The following is a 14,828-nucleotide window of genomic DNA, read 5'->3' as shown; positions in this document are numbered from 1 at the left end:
GCGCGGGGACCGACGCCCGGCTAACGAAATGCCGCCGGCCCCGGCCCCTCCGGACGCCGCGGCCGCGCGATAGATGTTCCGGCAGCGACACCATCTGGACCGAGCGATGCCGAAGCCGACCGCCTCAGAGCCCCAAGCCACCGCCCTTGACACGGGACAAGCCGACAGGCTCGGCCTCGGCGCCGACACCCCGACGCGGATTCCGGCGTCGGGCTGGAAGAACATCCTCGTCAGGGTGTTCGGCGAGATCTCCGACGACCGCGTGCTCCTCGTCGCCGCCGGCGTCACCTACTACCTGCTGCTCGCCATGGTGCCGGCCATGGCGGCGCTCGTCTCGGTCTACGGGCTGTTCGCCGACCCCACGACCGTCAAGACGAATATCGACCAGATGTCGATGCTGCTGCCCGGCGGCGCCGTCCAGGTGATCGACGACCAGCTGCAGCGGCTGACCTCCTCTGCCGACAGCACCCTCGGATTGTCGCTCGTCGTCTCCCTGGCGATCTCGCTCTGGAGCGCCAACGCCGGGGTGAAGGCGCTGTTCGAGGCGATGAACGTCGCATACGACGAGAAGGAGGAGCGCTCCTTCGTCAAGCTCACCTTCGTCTCCCTCGTTTTCACGCTCTGCCTTCTGGCCGCGGCGATCCTGCTCGTGGCGCTGACGGTGGTGCTGCCGGCGGTCCTTGGCAGCGTCGGCCTCGGCAGCGGCATGGAATGGGCGATCTCCGCCGGTTCGATCCTGGCGACGCTCGTCGTCGTCTCGCTGATCATCGCGTCGCTCTATCGCTGGGGCCCATGCCGCGCGACGGCGAAGTGGCGCTGGATCACGCCGGGCTCTGTCCTCGCCGTCGTGGTGATCGCGCTCGTCTCGGTAGCCTTTTCCTTCTACACGGCGAATTTCGGTTCCTACGACGCCACCTACGGCTCGCTTGGCGCGCTGATCGGCATGATGACCTGGCTGTGGCTGACGATGATCGTGCTGATCGTCGGCGGCGAACTGAACTCCGAGATGGAACATCAGACCGCCCGCGACACGACCACCGGACCCGAACGGCCGATGGGCGCCCGCGGCGCCACCATGGCGGACGAGGTCGCCGACGCGACGGTCGTCGGCGGCCGGCTCTATGCGGAGAAGAACCCGGCACTGAAGCGCGACATCGACGCGCTCTACAGCGGTGCAGGCGCCCGCGGAAGGCAGCGATCGCGCCAGAACGCCGAATGGCTGGCGGCGGCGCTGCCGGCAGCTCTCGCCCTCGTCGCGGTGGTGGGCCTGTCGGCCGGCGGCCGGCGGAGCTGACGCCCCATCGAAGACGCTGCGCGAGCCGGCTTCTTCGGGAATGCGGCCGGTCGAACTCAGCGCCCCGGCTCGGGAGCGGCGAAATCGCCGGGATAACGCGCCTTGTCGGGAATCGAATGGGCGCCCTCGCCGAGCGGCCGCTGCATGAGGACGGTGTCGATCCAGCGGCCGAATTTCAGCCCCGTCGCCGGCATGGTGCCGATCATCCGGAAGCCGGCCTTCCGGTGCACGCCGATGGAACCGGCATTGGCGGAATCGCCGATCACCGCCAGCATCTGCCTGAAGCCCAGCCGCTCGCATTCCTCGATCAGGCGCCCGAGCAGCGCCGTGCCGACGCCTTTGCCGCGCGCCTCGGGCGCGAGGTAGATCGAATCCTCGACCAGCCAGTTGTAGGCCGGGCGGGGTCGATAGCCCCCGGCATAGGCATAGCCGAGCACCGTGCCCTTGCCGTCGTCGGCGACGAGCCGCGGATAGCGCCTCGTCGCGAGCTCATCGAAGCGTCGCTGCATCTCCCCCTCTCCCGGCGGCACGAGCTCGTAGGTCGCAGTGCCGGTCAGCACCGCGTCGCGATAGATCGCCGTGATCGCCGCAATGTCGTCGGGATGCACGGGGCGAAGCACGAAAGCGGAAGACAACGGCAGACCTCGTTCTCGCTGCGCAGGGCTGAAATGCGGCGCAATCCTATCCGCTCCGCCGGCATGCGGGTAGCATCGCTGCAACGATTCCCCGGTGAAATCGTCCCGGCTTTTCCGCGCCGGCCGGCCGGGCCATTGCGGCGAGCGCCCGCTGGGCATAAGCGAAGGGCGGAAAACCATGCGTGAGACGGCGCAAAACCTCGCAACGGGCGGCTGGCCGAAGGCGTGACGCAGAAAAACAAGAAGACGTTCAAGATCACGGCCCCCGAGCGCCGTGGCATGGTGACGGAACTGATCGGCCGGATCTACCGCGAGAACGGCCGACTCTTCGTGCGCCAGTATGCGCTCGCCATCGGCTGCCTGGTGATCGGCTCGGCCTGCACGGCATTCCTCGCCTGGATCATGCGCGACGTGATCGACAAGATCTTCGTGCAGCAGAACCGCACCGCGATCTTCACCCTGCCGGTCATCGTCTTCATCACGTTCGCGGTGCGCGGCGTGTCGAGCTACGGCCAGGCGGTGATGCTGGCGAGGATCGGCAACAACATCGTCGCGCGCTACCAGCGCCGGCTCTTCGCCCACATCACCGAACTGTCGGTCGACTTCTTCGCCGAGAACCGCTCGGCCCATCTCGCCGCAAGGATCAACCAGAACGTCTCCGGCATCCGCGACACGCTGAACCTCACCATCACCTCGCTCGCCCGCGACGCCCTCAGCCTCGTCTTCCTCATCCTGGTGATGATCTGGCAGGATCCGGTGCTGTCGGGCATCGCGCTGCTCGCCGGCCCGCCGATCGTCCTGATGATCGGCCGCCTCGCCCGCAAGCTCAGGGCTGCGACCCGGGAGGCGATCGACATCAACGCCCGCGTCCTCGCCTCGATGCAGGAGGCGGCGCAGGGAATCACCGTGGTCAAGGCCTTCACCATGGAGGTGCCGCTGCGCGAGCGCATCGAGCGGCTGATCCTCAAGGCCGAGGCGCGTTCCAACAAGATCGCCGCGATCACCGAGCGCACCAGCCCCGTCACCGAAATGGTCGCCGGCCTCGCGATCGCCGGCGTCATCGCCTATTCCGGCTACCGGGCGGTGGTCTACGGCTATTCGCCCGGCTCGATGTTCGCCTTCATCACCGCGCTGCTCCTCGCCTACGATCCGGCGCGGCGGCTCGCCAAGCTGCAGGTGCAGCTCGAGCGGGCGCTCGTCAACGCCTCGATGATCTACGAGATCCTCGACATGGAGCCGCGCCAGCCCGATGCGCCGAGCGCCCGGCCGCTGACCATCGAGCGCGGCGAGATCGCCTTCAACGACGTCGTCTTCGGCTACTATCCGGACGAGCCGGTGCTGCGGGGGCTCTCCTTCGTCGCCCCGGCCGGCAGGACGACGGCGCTGATCGGCGCGTCGGGCGGCGGCAAGTCGACGATCATCTCGCTGCTGCAGCGCTTCTACGACGTCTGGGACGGCTCGGTGACCATCGACGGCGAAGACCTGCGGGGCGTCACCAAGCGCTCGCTGCGCTCGAAGATCGCCTATGTCCCGCAGGCGCCGTACCTGTTCGAGGGCACGATCCGCGAGAACATCCGCCTCGGCCGGCCGGACGCCACCGACGCCGAGATCGAGGAAGCCGCCCGCCAGGCCCAGGCGGAGGAGTTCATCCTCGCCGCGCCGCAGGGCTACGACACCCCCGTCGGCGAGAACGGCATGACGCTTTCCGGCGGCCAGCGCCAGCGCCTGTCGATCGCAAGAGCCCTCGTCCGGGACGCGCCGATCCTCCTCCTCGACGAGGCGACCTCCGCCCTCGACACCCGCTCCGAGACGCTGGTCCAGGCCGCTCTCGACGCGGCGATGAAGAACCGCACGGTCATCGTCGTGGCGCATCGCCTGTCGACCATCACCGGCGCCGACCAGATCCTCGTCGTCGACAGCGGCAGGATCGCCGAGCGCGGCACCCATCGCGATCTCGTCGACCGCGAGGGCGGCCTCTACGCCCGCTTCTACGGGCTGCAGGCCGGCGGCAGCCGGCGCTCCGCCCATCTCGCCGAAGCCAGGCGCTGAGACGCGACGCCGTCGCCCGCATCGGCGGGATCGACCCTTTGACGGCGTTGGCGAATGAAGTATGCAACGGCCAAACAGGTGAGCGCCGGAAATCCGACAGGTCGTCATCATCAAGCTTGTCCCGAGGATGACGGTGGTACGAGGGTCGTGGCCGATCGCCATGCGCCGCCGCCTCGCCATTTGACAGGGAGCCGCCCATGAAGCTCGTCGTTCTCGGAGCCGCCGGCCGGATGGGCCGGACACTGGTGAAAGTCATCGCCGAGACCGAAGGCGCCTCGCTGCACGCCGCGCTGGAGCGCGGCGGATCGCCGGCGCTCGGCGGCGATGCGGGCCTTCTGGCGGGGATCGGCGAGAACGGCGTTGCGATCGGCGACGACGTCGACGCGGCGCTCGACGGTGCCGACGGCATCGTCGACTTCACAGCGCCCGCGGTGTCGGTGGAAATGGCGCGGCGGGCGGCCGAACGCCGCCTCGTCCACGTCGTCGGGACGACCGGCTGCGAGGCGGCCGACGATGCCGCGATCCGCAAGGCGGCGGACGACGGCGCGACGATCGTCAAGTCCGGCAATATGAGCCTCGGCGTCAATCTCCTCGCCGTCCTCGTCGAAAAGGCGGCGCGTGCGCTCGGCCCCGACGCCTTCGACATCGAGGTGCTGGAGATGCACCACCGCCACAAGGTCGACGCGCCGTCCGGCACCGCCCTCCTCCTCGGGGAGGCGGCGGCCCGGGGCCGGGGCGTCGCCCTCGACGATCGTGCGGTGCGCGTCCGCGACGGCATCACCGGCGCCCGCGACGCGGGTACGATCGGCTTTGCGACGCTGCGCGGCGGCTCGGTGGTCGGCGAGCATTCGGTCATCCTCGCCGGCGAGGGCGAGCGGATCGAGCTGTCGCACGCCGCCGGCGACCGGGCGATCTTCGCCAGGGGCGCGGTGAAGGCGGCGCTCTGGGCGAAGGACAGGCCCGCCGGCCTCTACACGATGCGCGACGTGCTCGGGCTCGGCGACTGACCCTCTGTTTCGCCGTTCCCCGCCGGGATGGCGGGCGCCCCCGTCGCCGACTCACACCGTCTCATGCAACCCTCGACAGACACGACACGTCAGCTTGATCGAAAGGCACCGCCGATGTCCCGCATCCTCGTCCTCGTGCGCCATGGCCAGAGCGAGTGGAACCTGAAGAACCTCTTCACCGGCTGGAAGGACCCGGGCCTCACCGAGAAGGGCGTCGAGGAGGCGCGCTCCGCCGGCCGCAAGCTCAAGGCCGAAGGTCTCACCTTCGACGCCGCCTTCACCAGCGTCCTGTCGCGGGCCCAGCGCACCCTCGACCTGATGCTCGAGGAACTCGGCCAGACCGGCCTTGCGATCGCCCGCGACCTCGCTCTCAACGAGCGCGACTACGGCGACCTCTCCGGCCTCAACAAGGACGACGCGCGCAAAAAATGGGGCGAGGAGCAGGTGCATGTCTGGCGCCGTTCCTACGACACCCCGCCTCCCGGCGGCGAAAGCCTGAAGGATACCGGCGCCAGGGTCTGGCCCTATTACATCCACGAGATCCTGCCGAAGGTGATGGGTGGCGGCACCGTCCTCGTCGCCGCCCACGGCAACTCGCTGCGCTCGCTCGTCATGGCGCTGGACGGGCTGACGCCGGATCAGATCGTCGCCGAGGAGATCGCGACGGGCGTGCCGATCGTCTACCGGCTCAACGCCGACACGACGGTCGCCGAAAAGCGCGTGCTCGAAGGCTGAGGCGGTTTCGGCACAGCAGAGGATTTGAGGCCTCCGGCCAGCTCTGCTACCCCGCACCCCGGTGGGACAAGGAGTGACGTTTCATGAGCCAGAAGATCATCATGCGCACCGGCGAGGCGCTCGTCGCAGGCGGCCCTCCGGGAACCGCGGCCGAGCCGGAGGTCGTCATCGGCGCGCTGGACGGGCCGGTCGGCACCGCGCTGGCGACGCTCGCCGGCGACCAGGTGAAAGGCCACAGCCGCGTCTTCGCGCTGCTCAACACCGACGTGATGGTCCGCCCGGCGACGCTCTGCGTCTCCAAGGTGACGGTGGAGGATCCGAAATACACCAACATCCTGATGGGCACGGTGCAGTTCGCCATCGCCAACGGCGTGCTCGACGCGGTGCGCGAAGGGCTGCTGCCGAGGGATCAGGTGAACGACCTCGGCATCATCTGCTCGGTCTGGCTCGCCCCGACCATCGTCGGGGTCGAAAATCTCGATCACAAGGTGCTCTTCGACATCCACCGCGAGGGCATGAAGAAGGCGATCGCCAAGGCGATGCGCAACGAGCCGTCGATCGACTGGCTGCTCGAGAACCAGGACCGGATCGTCCACAAATACTATCAGATGGGCCTCGACGGGAAGATCTGAGCCTCGCGGCGCCCTCTCACGTCGTGTTTTCCGCACCGTCGCTGCCGCTGCGCGGTGACGGCGGAACAGATGAGTGCCGACCCCCGACGTTTCGTCATCCCGGCCCCCGAGCCGGGATCCATGCCTCCGCATCGAAGCGGTATTTCGCTCCATAAAAATCAGTAGGTTGATTAACCGACCGAGCGGCGGTGGCACCGGTTTGGAATGGATCCCGGCTCGCAGGCCGGGATGACGAAGCAGGCGCGCTCTTGCCTGCTCAGGACGCCATCGACCGGCCGGGACGAAGCATCGCGGGTGACGCCGTCTGCGGTCCGCCCCATCTTGTTCGGCGATGGCAAGACGACCTTCCGATCGCGCGGCTGGCCCGCCGCCACCCGCCACTTGTAAGGCCGAAGACATCTGCTGGCTGTGCGGCCGCCCGCTCGGTCGCCGCGTCGAGTGGCACCATCCGCTGCCGAAGAGCCGTGGCGGCACAATGACCGTTCCGGTCCACCCGATCTGCCACCGCACGCTCCACGCGACGTTCTCCAACGTCGAGCTGGCACGGATGGAAGCGTCGGGCGAGGCGATCCGCGAGCGGCCGGAACTGCGGCCGTTCATCCGATGGATCGCCGGCAAGCCGCCGGACTTTCACGCGCCGACGCGCAGGCGGCGCTGAAACCGGCCGCCGCTCCGTGAAGCGGGGGGATCGCTTGAAAGCTCGCGGCCGCCGGCGACGCTTCGATCTCCCCCCTTGCGGGGGAGATGGGTGGCAACCCAGAGGGGGGTGAGAGTCATCGGTCGAAGATCCGCCGCCACACGATACCCCCCTCTGCCTGCCGGCATCTCCCCCGCAAGGGGGGAGATCAGGCCAATCGTCTCGCGCGGCGTTCAATTCCAGAGCGATCGCCCTGTCTGTCAAGCAATGGCATGAACGCCGCGACGGCGACCCCGGCATCAAGCAAAGCCTTGCCGCCGAGCGACGAAAAGGCCCCGGTCGCCGGGCGACCGAGGCCTTCCAATGCCGTGATGACGAGGCGGTCAGCGTGCCGCCGCTTCCTCGCAGGCCTCGACGTGCTTCGCCAAGGCGTCCATCGGCAGGAAGCCCGCGATGGAGCGAATGTCGCGCTTCTCGAACTTCGGCAGTTTCTGCAGTTCCTGCAGGCGACTGATAAGCTGTGCTCGGCTCATCGTCCTTCTCCTTGATACGAGCCGCCCTCCGGCCTCATGCCGGGCGGCGGCGCTGGCAACGGACCTTCGACGTGATGTCAGGCGGCCCGCACGCTTGCCGTCACCGGGATCTCGATGTCCACTTCGAGCGTCGAGACGTTCTCGCCCCGGTCCATGGTGACGTTGACCTTGTCCTCGTCGAGCTTCACGTGCTTGGCGATGACGGCGAGGATCTCTTCGCGCAACAGGCCGACGAGATCGGAATGGCCGACCTGGGCGCGTTCGTGGGCGAGCAGGACCTGCAGGCGCTCGCGCGCCATCGGGGCGGTGCTGCGCCGGTTGAGGAAACTGAACAGGCTCATGCAGCCCTCCGACCGAAGAGCTTGTTGATGAAGCCGCGGCGCTCGCCCGGAACCGTCATCGCCACCTGCTCGCCGGCGAGGCGGCGGGCCGCGTCGCGATAGGCCAGCGCCGGGGCGCAGGAGACGTCGCTGAGGGTCACCGGCGTGCCGAGGTTGGAGGCGCGCAGGACGTCGGTCGATTCCGGGATGATGCCGAGCAGCGGGATCGACAGGATCTCCAGGACGTCGTCGACCTTCAGCATGTCGCCGCGCTCGGCCCGCATCGGGTCGTAGCGGGTGAGGAGCAGGTGCTTCTCCATCCGCTCGCCGTTCTCGGCCTTCTTGGTCTTGGCGTCGAGCAGGCCGATGATGCGGTCCGAGTCACGCACCGACGAGACTTCCGGATTGGTGACGACGACGGCGACGTCGGCATGGCGCATGGCGAGCGTCGCGCCGCGCTCGATGCCGGCCGGCGAATCGCAGATGATCCAGTCGAAGCTCTTGCGCAGATCGTCGATGACCTTCTCGACGCCCTCGGCGGTGAGATTGTCCTTGTCGCGGGTCTGCGACGCCGGCAGGAGGTGCAGCGTCTCCAGCCGCTTGTCGCGGATCAGCGCCTGGGAGAGCTTGGCGTCGCCCTGGACGACGTTGATCAGATCGTAGACCACCCGGCGCTCGGCGCCCATGACGAGATCGAGATTGCGCAGGCCGACGTCGAAGTCGACGACGACGGTCTTCTCGCCGCGCTGGGCGAGCGCCGCCCCGAGGGCGGCGGTGGAGGTCGTCTTGCCGACGCCACCCTTGCCCGATGTCACCACGATCACTTTCGCCATTTCAGTCTCCTGTCTTTGCCCGGCCGTCATGGCCTCAGGCCAGCCGTTCGGCCTTGATTGCATCGCCTTCGAGCCAGACCGTCACGGCCTGGCCGCGATGTTTCGGGTCCATGTCGTCGGGCATCTTGTAGAGGCCGTCGATCGCCAGAAGCTCGGCCTCGAGCTTGCGGCAGAAGATCCGCGCCGAGGCGTTGCCGACGGAGCCGGCGAGCGCCCGGCCGCGCAACGCGCCGTAGACGTGGATGGAACCGCCCGCGACCACTTCGGCGCCCGAGGCGACGGAGCCGAGGATGGTGACGTCGCCCTCGGGAAAGATGATCGACTGGCCGGAGCGGACCGGTTCGGTGATGACGATCGAGGAGACGGCGCGCTGGCTGTGAACCTCGACCCGCGGCTCCGCCTTCGCCGCCTGTTCGGGCGCGGAGCTGGTCGCGGGCGTCGCCGCGGCGGCCGGTCCGGGCGCCGGCTCCGGCTCGATGTCGCCGGCGGGCCGGCCACCCTTCATCAGCGGCGGCATGTTCGGGCCGATGAGCGAGCCCCGCGCCCCCTCGATGCCCATCACCCGCACGCCGCGCTCGCCGAGTTCGCCGAGGAGTTCCTTCAGATCGGCCTGGGTGATCTCCAGGCCCTCGACGTCGAGGACGATCGGCCGGCCGAGGAAGAAGCCGGTGGAGCGGGCGGCGAGGTCGTCCAGCCGCTCGAGCCAGTTCGAGAAGGGCAGTTCGGGCGAGAGGACCAGCGCCAGGAACGAGCGCCCCTTGAGGCGGATCGGTCGGGTGTCGGTCAGCTGCTTGGAAATGGTCTTCGTCATGGTCCACGAAACGGTTGGGCAAAAGGCCGGTTAACGAGGGTTAACCATTGGAGTTTGCGCAGGGCTGACTCCGGCCCCCCTCGCCCGCGAGGTCCCGGCACCCGGCTCTGCCGGCCACGCGAGCCGCATGCCGCACGCGTCGAGCCTGCGCGCGTCTTCATCGGTCTGCCATCGGCCCGCCGGCGTTCCGCCGCGATCCCGCAACTCGGCATGGGGCCCCGATCGCCGCGGGCGGCGGTCGTGCGGTTGGGGTCGGGCGCATGCGTCTTCCGACGCTTTTGAGCGCCGCCGCGGCGTCCGGACGATCAACGATTTCCATGGATTGTTTTTTTCATTCCAACCGATAAAATCGAACGATCAAACCCTCCGGCCTGCCAGATGACCCTCGAACAGCTCCGCATCTTCCTCGCCGTCGCCGAACGCCAGCACGTCACCCGCGCGGCCGAAGGCCTCGGCCTCACCCAGTCGGCGGTCTCGGCGGCGATCGCCGCCCTCGAGAGCCGCCATGCGGTGACGCTGTTCGACCGGGTCGGACGACGCATCGAACTGACCGAGGCCGGCCGCGCCTTCGTGCCCGAGGCGCAGGCGATCATCGACCGGGTGGAGACCGCCAGCCTCGTGCTGCAGGACCTGTCGGAGCGGACGATCGGCCGGCTGCGCGCCGCCGCCAGCCAGACGGTCGCGAGCTACTGGCTGCCGAGCCGGCTGATGGGATTCCACGACCGCTTTCCCGACGTCGACATGTCGCTGTCGGTGGGCAACACCGCGCAGGTCGCCCGCAAGGTGGTCGAAGGCGCCGCCGACGTCGGGGTCGTCGAAGGGGCGGTCGACGCGGCGGATCTCGAACAGCTGATCGTCGGCACCGACAATCTCGTGGTGGCCTGCGCGCCCGACCATCCGTTCACCGACGGCCGCGATCTCGACGTCGCGACGCTGACGACGACCTCCTGGATCCTGCGCGAGGAAGGCTCCGGAACGCGCTCGGAATTCGAGGCGTGGTTCGCGGCGCTCGGCGGCCGGCTCCAGGCCCTGCGGGTGATGCTGGAACTTCCCTCCAACGAGGCGGTGCTCGCCGCCGTCGCCGCCGGCTCCAGCGCCAGCGTGCTGTCGGGCCGCGCCGCGGCGCCGGCTGTCGCGCTCGGCCGCATCGCGGCGATTCCCCTGCCCGGCGCGATGCGCCGCTTCTTCGCGATCACCCATCGCCGGCGGCACCGAACACGGGCGGTGGCTGCCTTCAGCGACTTCCTCAAGGCCTCGGCCCGCGAGGAACGCGCCTGCTGAGACGTCTGCCTTCGTCGTTCCGGCCGGCGGCGGGCGGGTAGCACCGCCCTCGGCGCGGTCAGAGGCGGAACAGCTGGTAGCTTTGCAACAGGCGGGCGATCATGTCGCGGGCGCCGATCTTGTGGGCCTGCGCGGCGTCGCGCGCCGCCGCCCCGTCGCCGATGCGGATCGCATCGACGATCGCCTGATGTTCGGCGATCGAGTGCACCGGCCGCGGCCGCAGCCGGACGGTGAGCCGCCGGGCGCGATACGACTGGTCGAGATTGACCCGTGCGATCTGTTCGAGCCGCCGGTTGACTGCCCCCTCGACCAGGCGGAGGTGAAAGCGGCCGTCGAGTTCGGCCCAGCGTTCCAGGTCGTCGCTCTCGATCGCCTTGCGGATCTCGGCGTTGATCGCCTCGAGGCTGGCGCAGAAGCCGTGGCGCTCGCCGCCCGGCCGCTCGGCGGCGAGCATCGCCGCCATGCCCTCGACCGCGATGATCACGTCGTAGATTTCCCGCATGTCCTTCGGCGAAAGCGCCGAAATGACGACCCCGCGCTTGGGATGGAGTTCGACCATCCCCTCGGCCTGCAGCCGGATGATCGCGTGGTGGACGGGGGTGCGGCTCATGCCGAGCCGCTCGGCGATGGCGAGTTCCGAGCCCTGGAATCCCGGCGGAAACTCGCCCTCGCGGATCGCCGCCTTGATTGCCTCGTAGGCGGCCTCGACCCGGGGACGCCGGCGGCCGTTCGGGTCTTCGGTGAGGGTCGGCGACACGGACATCGGGGCTTGCCTCCGGCGGATGCGGACGCCGGTGAGATGCCGGCTTCGACGCGTTGATGCATTCACTGTTGCATACATCAGTCCGGCGGAAGTTGACATCCCTCCGAAACTGGTCCCTGATACGGAGGAGGTCGGCGGATGGCGCTCCGGAGGAGAGCGGCCGTCCGGACACCAGCCGGCCACAGCGGAGGAAGCAATGAAGCTCATGGCAATTCTCGCCGGCGCCGTCTTCGCGCTCGGCACCGTCTCGGCTGCTCAGGCGCAGGACTATCCGTCGAAGCCGGTCAACTACATCATCCCGTTCAACGCCGGCGGCGAAAGCGACATCGCGGCCCGGCTGCAGCAGCCGGTCTTCGAGAAGCTGACCGGCCAGCCGATGGTCGTCCAGTACATGGCGGGCGCCGGCGGGGCCCAGGCCTGGTCGCAGATGAACGGCATGGAAGCCGACGGCTACACGATCATGGGCACCAACCTGCCGCACATCATCCTGCAGCCGATGGCCCAGGACGTCGGCTACAAGACCGACGACATCGCCAACGTCTATTTCTTCCAGTACACGCCCGACGCGATCATCGTGCCGAAGGACAGCCAGTTCAAGACGCTGAAGGATCTCATCGACTACGCCAAGCAGAATCCCGGCCTCGTCACCTTTTCCGGCTCGGGCACCAATTCCGCCAACGATGTCGCCAAGGCCCGCTTCGACAAGCTCGCCGAGGTGACGACCACCTATATCCCGTTCTCGGGCACCAGCCCGGCGACGGCCGCCGTCCTCGGCAGCCAGGTCCTCGCCGGCTTCAGCTACACCACCGCGGCAATCAACCAGGGCGACCAGCTGCGCGTCCTCGCCGTCGCCGCCGACGAGCGGGTGCCGAGCTTCCCTGACGTTCCGACCTTCAAGGAGCTCGGCTACGACATGGTCGGCGGCGCCTATCGCGGCATCGCGGTCCCGAAGGCGACGCCCGACGACGTCAAGAAGAAGCTTTCGGACGTCCTCGACAAGATCAATCACGATCCGGACTTCATCAAGAAGATGGAGGACGGCGGCTTCGTCCTGATCAACGTTCCCTTCGACCAGGTGCCGGACTTCATGGCCAAGCGCGAGAAGGAATACGAAGAGGCGGCCAAGGTGATGGGCATCGCCAAGAAATAGGCGCTTCGACCGATCGGGGGGCGGCGTTCCCGGACCCCGCCCCCTCGTTTGCAAGGATTTCGAGGCGACCGTCATGGACAAGCTGGTCTATCTCGCCGAGGCGCTGACCCCGCTCAACCTTCTGCTGGCCTTCGTGGGGGTTCTGGCGGGCATCGTCATCGGCGCCCTGCCGGGGCTCTCGGCGACGATGGCCGTGGCGGTGCTGGTGCCCTTCACCTTCACCATGGAGCCGGCATCGGGCCTCATCGTCCTCGGGGCGATCTACACCGGCGCGATCTACGGCGGGTCCTATTCGGCGATTCTCGTCAACACGCCCGGCACCCCCTCGGCCATCGCCACCACCTTCGACGGCTTTCCGATGGCAAAGCGCGGCGACGGCGCGCTGGCGGTCTCGCTCTCCACCCTCGCCTCGGTCTTCGGCGGCCTCGTCGGCGCGCTGATGCTGATGTTCCTCGCGCCGCCGCTCGCCCGGGTCGCGCTCGCCTTCGGGCCGCCGGAATATTTCTGGCTGGCCGTCTTCGGCCTGACGCTGATCTCGGCGCTCTCGGTCGGCAACCTGATGAAAGGCCTGATCGGCGCCTGCTTCGGCCTGCTCCTGTCGATGGTCGGGGTCGCCGTCATCGGCGCGGACGTGCGCTTCACCTTCGGCAGCCACATGCTGCTCGGCGGTATCGACATCGTCGCCGGGCTGATCGGGCTCTACTGCATCCCGGTGCTGATCGACCTCGTCGCGACCCGCGATCCGCATCTGAAGGTCGAGGGCGCACAGACCGGCTTTCGCCTCGGGGAGGCGCTGTCGATCAGCTGGCGGGAGAAGTTCAACCTCCTGCGGTCCTCGATCATCGGCACCCTCGTCGGCATCCTGCCCGGCGCCGGCGGCTCGGTGGCGAGCCTCGTCTCCTATTCGGAGGCGCGCCGCGCCTCGCGGCATCCCGAGCGCTACGGCACCGGCGAACCCGGCGGCATCATCGCGACGGAATCGGCCAACAACGCCACCGTCGGCGGCGGCTTCATCCCCACCCTCGTCCTCGGCATTCCGGGAACGCCGCCGGACGCGGTGATCCTCGGCGCGCTGCTGGTGCAGGGCATCAAGATCGGCCCGGCGCTGTTCTCCGCCCAGAGCCCGATCGTCTACACCTTCATCTTCGGGCTGATCATCGGCACGCTGATCATGCTGCCGGTGGGGCTCCTCGTCGGCCGCTACGCCTACAAGAGCATTATCGCCATTCCCAAGGCGGCGCTCGTGCCGACCATCGCCTTCATGACGGTGATCGGCTCCTTCGCGATCCACAACAATCTGAGCGACAGCGCCGTGATGCTCGGCCTCGGCGCCATCGGCTGGGTGCTGAACCGCGCCGGCTTCGCCCCCTCGCCCATCGTTCTCGGCCTCGTCCTCGGACAGATCGCCGAGCAGGGCTACGTTCAGAGCTATCTCATCGGCAACGCCCAGCACAACGTCCTCGGCATGTTCTTCGGCCGCCCGATCTCGCTGGTCATCGTCGCCTTCGCCCTTCTCACCCTCTTCTATCCCTACATCGCCAAGGCGATCGGCGCCGCACGCGCCCGCCGGTCGCGGACGGACATCGTCGTGGAGAGCCGCAATGGCACACCGAGCTGAAGCGCATCGCTCCTTCATGCCGCACGATCCGGCCGGGACCGGCGTCGCCGTCCTGTTCGTCGTCCTCGGCGCCTTCCTGATCGCCCAGACCGGCGGCATGACGCCGATGGGCTCGGTCTTCCCGATCACCATCTCGGCGGCGATGATCGTCTTTTCGGCCATCCTGATCCTGCGCAACGTCGTCATCGGCCTGAAAAGCCGCGCCGCGCCGGGAGAGGCCGAGGAAGCGGTCCGGGGCGAAGGCGGCTCGATCGTCCGCCGCATCCTCTTCCTTCTGATGATGGCGGCCTGGGTCGGGCTGATCCCTGTGCTCGGCTTCTTCGTCGCGAGCCTCCTCGCCTTCCTCGCGATCACCGCCGTCGCGATCCACGAACGCGTTTCGGCGAAGGAGGTCGCGGCGCTGGCCGTGATCGGGCTGGTGATCCTCACCGCCTTCTACCTCCTGATGGCAAACGTGCTCCTCATCCCGATGCCGCGCGGCCTGTTCTTCTGAGCCCGGCGGCGGCCCATCCATTCCGACGAACTCTCGC

16 protein-coding genes are annotated in these 14,828 nt (G+C 68.4%); 10 read left to right on the top strand and 6 right to left on the bottom strand.

Going from position 1 to position 14,828, the window contains the following annotated elements; genetic code table 11:
• Positions 1–106: 106 nt before the first annotated feature.
• Positions 107–1,294: a YihY/virulence factor BrkB family protein gene (locus J1C47_RS16335; RefSeq protein WP_245396612.1), complete on the top strand. Its 1,188-nt coding sequence runs from the start codon at positions 107–109 to the stop codon at positions 1,292–1,294.
• A gap of 56 nt (positions 1,295–1,350) precedes the next feature.
• Here J1C47_RS16335 and J1C47_RS16330 read toward each other — a convergent pair whose 3' ends face one another.
• The gene (locus J1C47_RS16330; RefSeq protein ID WP_245396611.1) at positions 1,351–1,929 is read right to left on the bottom strand and encodes a GNAT family N-acetyltransferase; all 579 of its coding nucleotides are present in this window, start codon (positions 1,927–1,929) and stop codon (positions 1,351–1,353) included.
• 279 nt (positions 1,930–2,208) lie between these two features.
• Between J1C47_RS16330 and J1C47_RS16325 the strand changes: the two genes are divergently transcribed.
• The 5 genes from J1C47_RS16325 (at position 2,209) to J1C47_RS16305 (ending at position 7,010) form a co-directional block, all read left to right on the top strand.
• Complete coding sequence (locus tag J1C47_RS16325) at positions 2,209–3,978, top strand: ABC transporter ATP-binding protein (RefSeq protein WP_207351881.1); 1,770 nt, start codon at positions 2,209–2,211, stop codon at positions 3,976–3,978.
• Positions 3,979–4,175: 197 nt separating this feature from the next.
• Positions 4,176–4,985 carry a 4-hydroxy-tetrahydrodipicolinate reductase gene (gene dapB, locus J1C47_RS16320; protein WP_207351845.1) on the top strand — a complete coding sequence of 270 codons (810 nt, stop codon included), beginning with the start codon at positions 4,176–4,178 and terminating at the stop codon, positions 4,983–4,985.
• A gap of 114 nt (positions 4,986–5,099) precedes the next feature.
• Complete coding sequence (locus J1C47_RS16315; RefSeq protein WP_207351844.1) at positions 5,100–5,720, top strand: 2,3-bisphosphoglycerate-dependent phosphoglycerate mutase; 621 nt, start codon at positions 5,100–5,102, stop codon at positions 5,718–5,720.
• Positions 5,721–5,803: 83 nt separating this feature from the next.
• Positions 5,804–6,352 (top strand): formaldehyde-activating enzyme, encoded by a 549-nt coding sequence (fae, locus tag J1C47_RS16310; RefSeq protein WP_207351843.1) that lies wholly within the window; start codon positions 5,804–5,806, stop codon positions 6,350–6,352.
• Between the two features lie 475 nt (positions 6,353–6,827).
• Complete coding sequence (locus J1C47_RS16305) at positions 6,828–7,010, top strand: HNH endonuclease (RefSeq protein ID WP_245396610.1); 183 nt, start codon at positions 6,828–6,830, stop codon at positions 7,008–7,010.
• Between the two features lie 362 nt (positions 7,011–7,372).
• On the opposite strand, the gene J1C47_RS16300 is transcribed toward J1C47_RS16305, so the two are convergent.
• The 4 genes from J1C47_RS16300 to minC form a co-directional block, all read right to left on the bottom strand.
• Entirely contained in the window at positions 7,373–7,522 is a 150-nt protein-coding gene (locus J1C47_RS16300; RefSeq protein ID WP_207351842.1) for a hypothetical protein, read from the bottom strand.
• Positions 7,523–7,599: 77 nt separating this feature from the next.
• Positions 7,600–7,863, bottom strand: coding sequence for a cell division topological specificity factor MinE (minE, locus tag J1C47_RS16295; RefSeq protein WP_207351841.1), 264 nt, complete (start codon positions 7,861–7,863; stop codon positions 7,600–7,602).
• Positions 7,860–8,675 carry a septum site-determining protein MinD gene (gene minD, locus J1C47_RS16290; protein ID WP_207351840.1) on the bottom strand — a complete coding sequence of 272 codons (816 nt, stop codon included), beginning with the start codon at positions 8,673–8,675 and terminating at the stop codon, positions 7,860–7,862. Before minD ends, minE begins: the two co-directional genes overlap by 4 nt.
• Positions 8,676–8,709: 34 nt before the next feature.
• Positions 8,710–9,474 carry a septum site-determining protein MinC gene (minC, locus tag J1C47_RS16285; RefSeq protein WP_207351879.1) on the bottom strand — a complete coding sequence of 255 codons (765 nt, stop codon included), beginning with the start codon at positions 9,472–9,474 and terminating at the stop codon, positions 8,710–8,712.
• A gap of 390 nt (positions 9,475–9,864) precedes the next feature.
• Between minC and J1C47_RS16280 the strand changes: the two genes are divergently transcribed.
• Positions 9,865–10,767, top strand: coding sequence for a LysR family transcriptional regulator (locus J1C47_RS16280; protein ID WP_207351839.1), 903 nt, complete (start codon positions 9,865–9,867; stop codon positions 10,765–10,767).
• 58 nt (positions 10,768–10,825) lie between these two features.
• On the opposite strand, the gene J1C47_RS16275 is transcribed toward J1C47_RS16280, so the two are convergent.
• Positions 10,826–11,530 carry a GntR family transcriptional regulator gene (locus J1C47_RS16275; RefSeq protein ID WP_207351838.1) on the bottom strand — a complete coding sequence of 235 codons (705 nt, stop codon included), beginning with the start codon at positions 11,528–11,530 and terminating at the stop codon, positions 10,826–10,828.
• 196 nt (positions 11,531–11,726) lie between these two features.
• On the opposite strand from J1C47_RS16275, the gene J1C47_RS16270 reads away from it, so the two are divergent.
• The 3 genes from J1C47_RS16270 to J1C47_RS16260 all read left to right on the top strand — a co-directional run bounded on the left by J1C47_RS16270 (position 11,727) and on the right by J1C47_RS16260 (position 14,791).
• On the top strand, positions 11,727–12,680 hold the full coding sequence (locus J1C47_RS16270; protein WP_207351837.1) for a tripartite tricarboxylate transporter substrate binding protein: 954 nt from the start codon (positions 11,727–11,729) through the stop codon (positions 12,678–12,680).
• 73 nt (positions 12,681–12,753) lie between these two features.
• The gene (locus tag J1C47_RS16265) at positions 12,754–14,298 is read left to right on the top strand and encodes a tripartite tricarboxylate transporter permease (protein WP_207351836.1); all 1,545 of its coding nucleotides are present in this window, start codon (positions 12,754–12,756) and stop codon (positions 14,296–14,298) included.
• Positions 14,282–14,791 (top strand): tripartite tricarboxylate transporter TctB family protein, encoded by a 510-nt coding sequence (locus J1C47_RS16260; RefSeq protein WP_207351835.1) that lies wholly within the window; start codon positions 14,282–14,284, stop codon positions 14,789–14,791. The genes J1C47_RS16265 and J1C47_RS16260 overlap by 17 nt, the downstream gene beginning before the upstream one ends.
• The last annotated feature ends 37 nt before the right edge of the window (positions 14,792–14,828 follow it).

Origin of the sequence: Jiella sonneratiae, assembly GCF_017353515.1 — a bacterium.
Lineage (GTDB): Bacteria > Pseudomonadota > Alphaproteobacteria > Rhizobiales > Rhizobiaceae > Jiella > Jiella sonneratiae.
The sequence above is the reverse complement of the archived record's forward strand: the minus strand, read 5'-3'. Positions and strand labels throughout refer to the sequence as shown.

Coding starts and splice junctions, on each gene's coding strand:
- J1C47_RS16335 (WP_245396612.1), top strand. CDS start 107: ATGCCGAAGCCGACCGCCTCAGAGCCCCAAGCCACCGCCCTTGACACG.
- J1C47_RS16325 (WP_207351881.1), top strand. CDS start 2,209: ATGGTGACGGAACTGATCGGCCGGATCTACCGCGAGAACGGCCGACTC.
- dapB (WP_207351845.1), top strand. CDS start 4,176: ATGAAGCTCGTCGTTCTCGGAGCCGCCGGCCGGATGGGCCGGACACTG.
- J1C47_RS16315 (WP_207351844.1), top strand. CDS start 5,100: ATGTCCCGCATCCTCGTCCTCGTGCGCCATGGCCAGAGCGAGTGGAAC.
- fae (WP_207351843.1), top strand. CDS start 5,804: ATGAGCCAGAAGATCATCATGCGCACCGGCGAGGCGCTCGTCGCAGGC.
- J1C47_RS16305 (WP_245396610.1), top strand. CDS start 6,828: ATGACCGTTCCGGTCCACCCGATCTGCCACCGCACGCTCCACGCGACG.
- J1C47_RS16300 (WP_207351842.1), bottom strand. CDS start 7,522: ATGAGCCGAGCACAGCTTATCAGTCGCCTGCAGGAACTGCAGAAACTG.
- minE (WP_207351841.1), bottom strand. CDS start 7,863: ATGAGCCTGTTCAGTTTCCTCAACCGGCGCAGCACCGCCCCGATGGCG.
- minD (WP_207351840.1), bottom strand. CDS start 8,675: ATGGCGAAAGTGATCGTGGTGACATCGGGCAAGGGTGGCGTCGGCAAG.
- J1C47_RS16280 (WP_207351839.1), top strand. CDS start 9,865: ATGACCCTCGAACAGCTCCGCATCTTCCTCGCCGTCGCCGAACGCCAG.
- J1C47_RS16275 (WP_207351838.1), bottom strand. CDS start 11,530: ATGTCCGTGTCGCCGACCCTCACCGAAGACCCGAACGGCCGCCGGCGT.
- J1C47_RS16270 (WP_207351837.1), top strand. CDS start 11,727: ATGAAGCTCATGGCAATTCTCGCCGGCGCCGTCTTCGCGCTCGGCACC.
- J1C47_RS16265 (WP_207351836.1), top strand. CDS start 12,754: ATGGACAAGCTGGTCTATCTCGCCGAGGCGCTGACCCCGCTCAACCTT.
- J1C47_RS16260 (WP_207351835.1), top strand. CDS start 14,282: ATGGCACACCGAGCTGAAGCGCATCGCTCCTTCATGCCGCACGATCCG.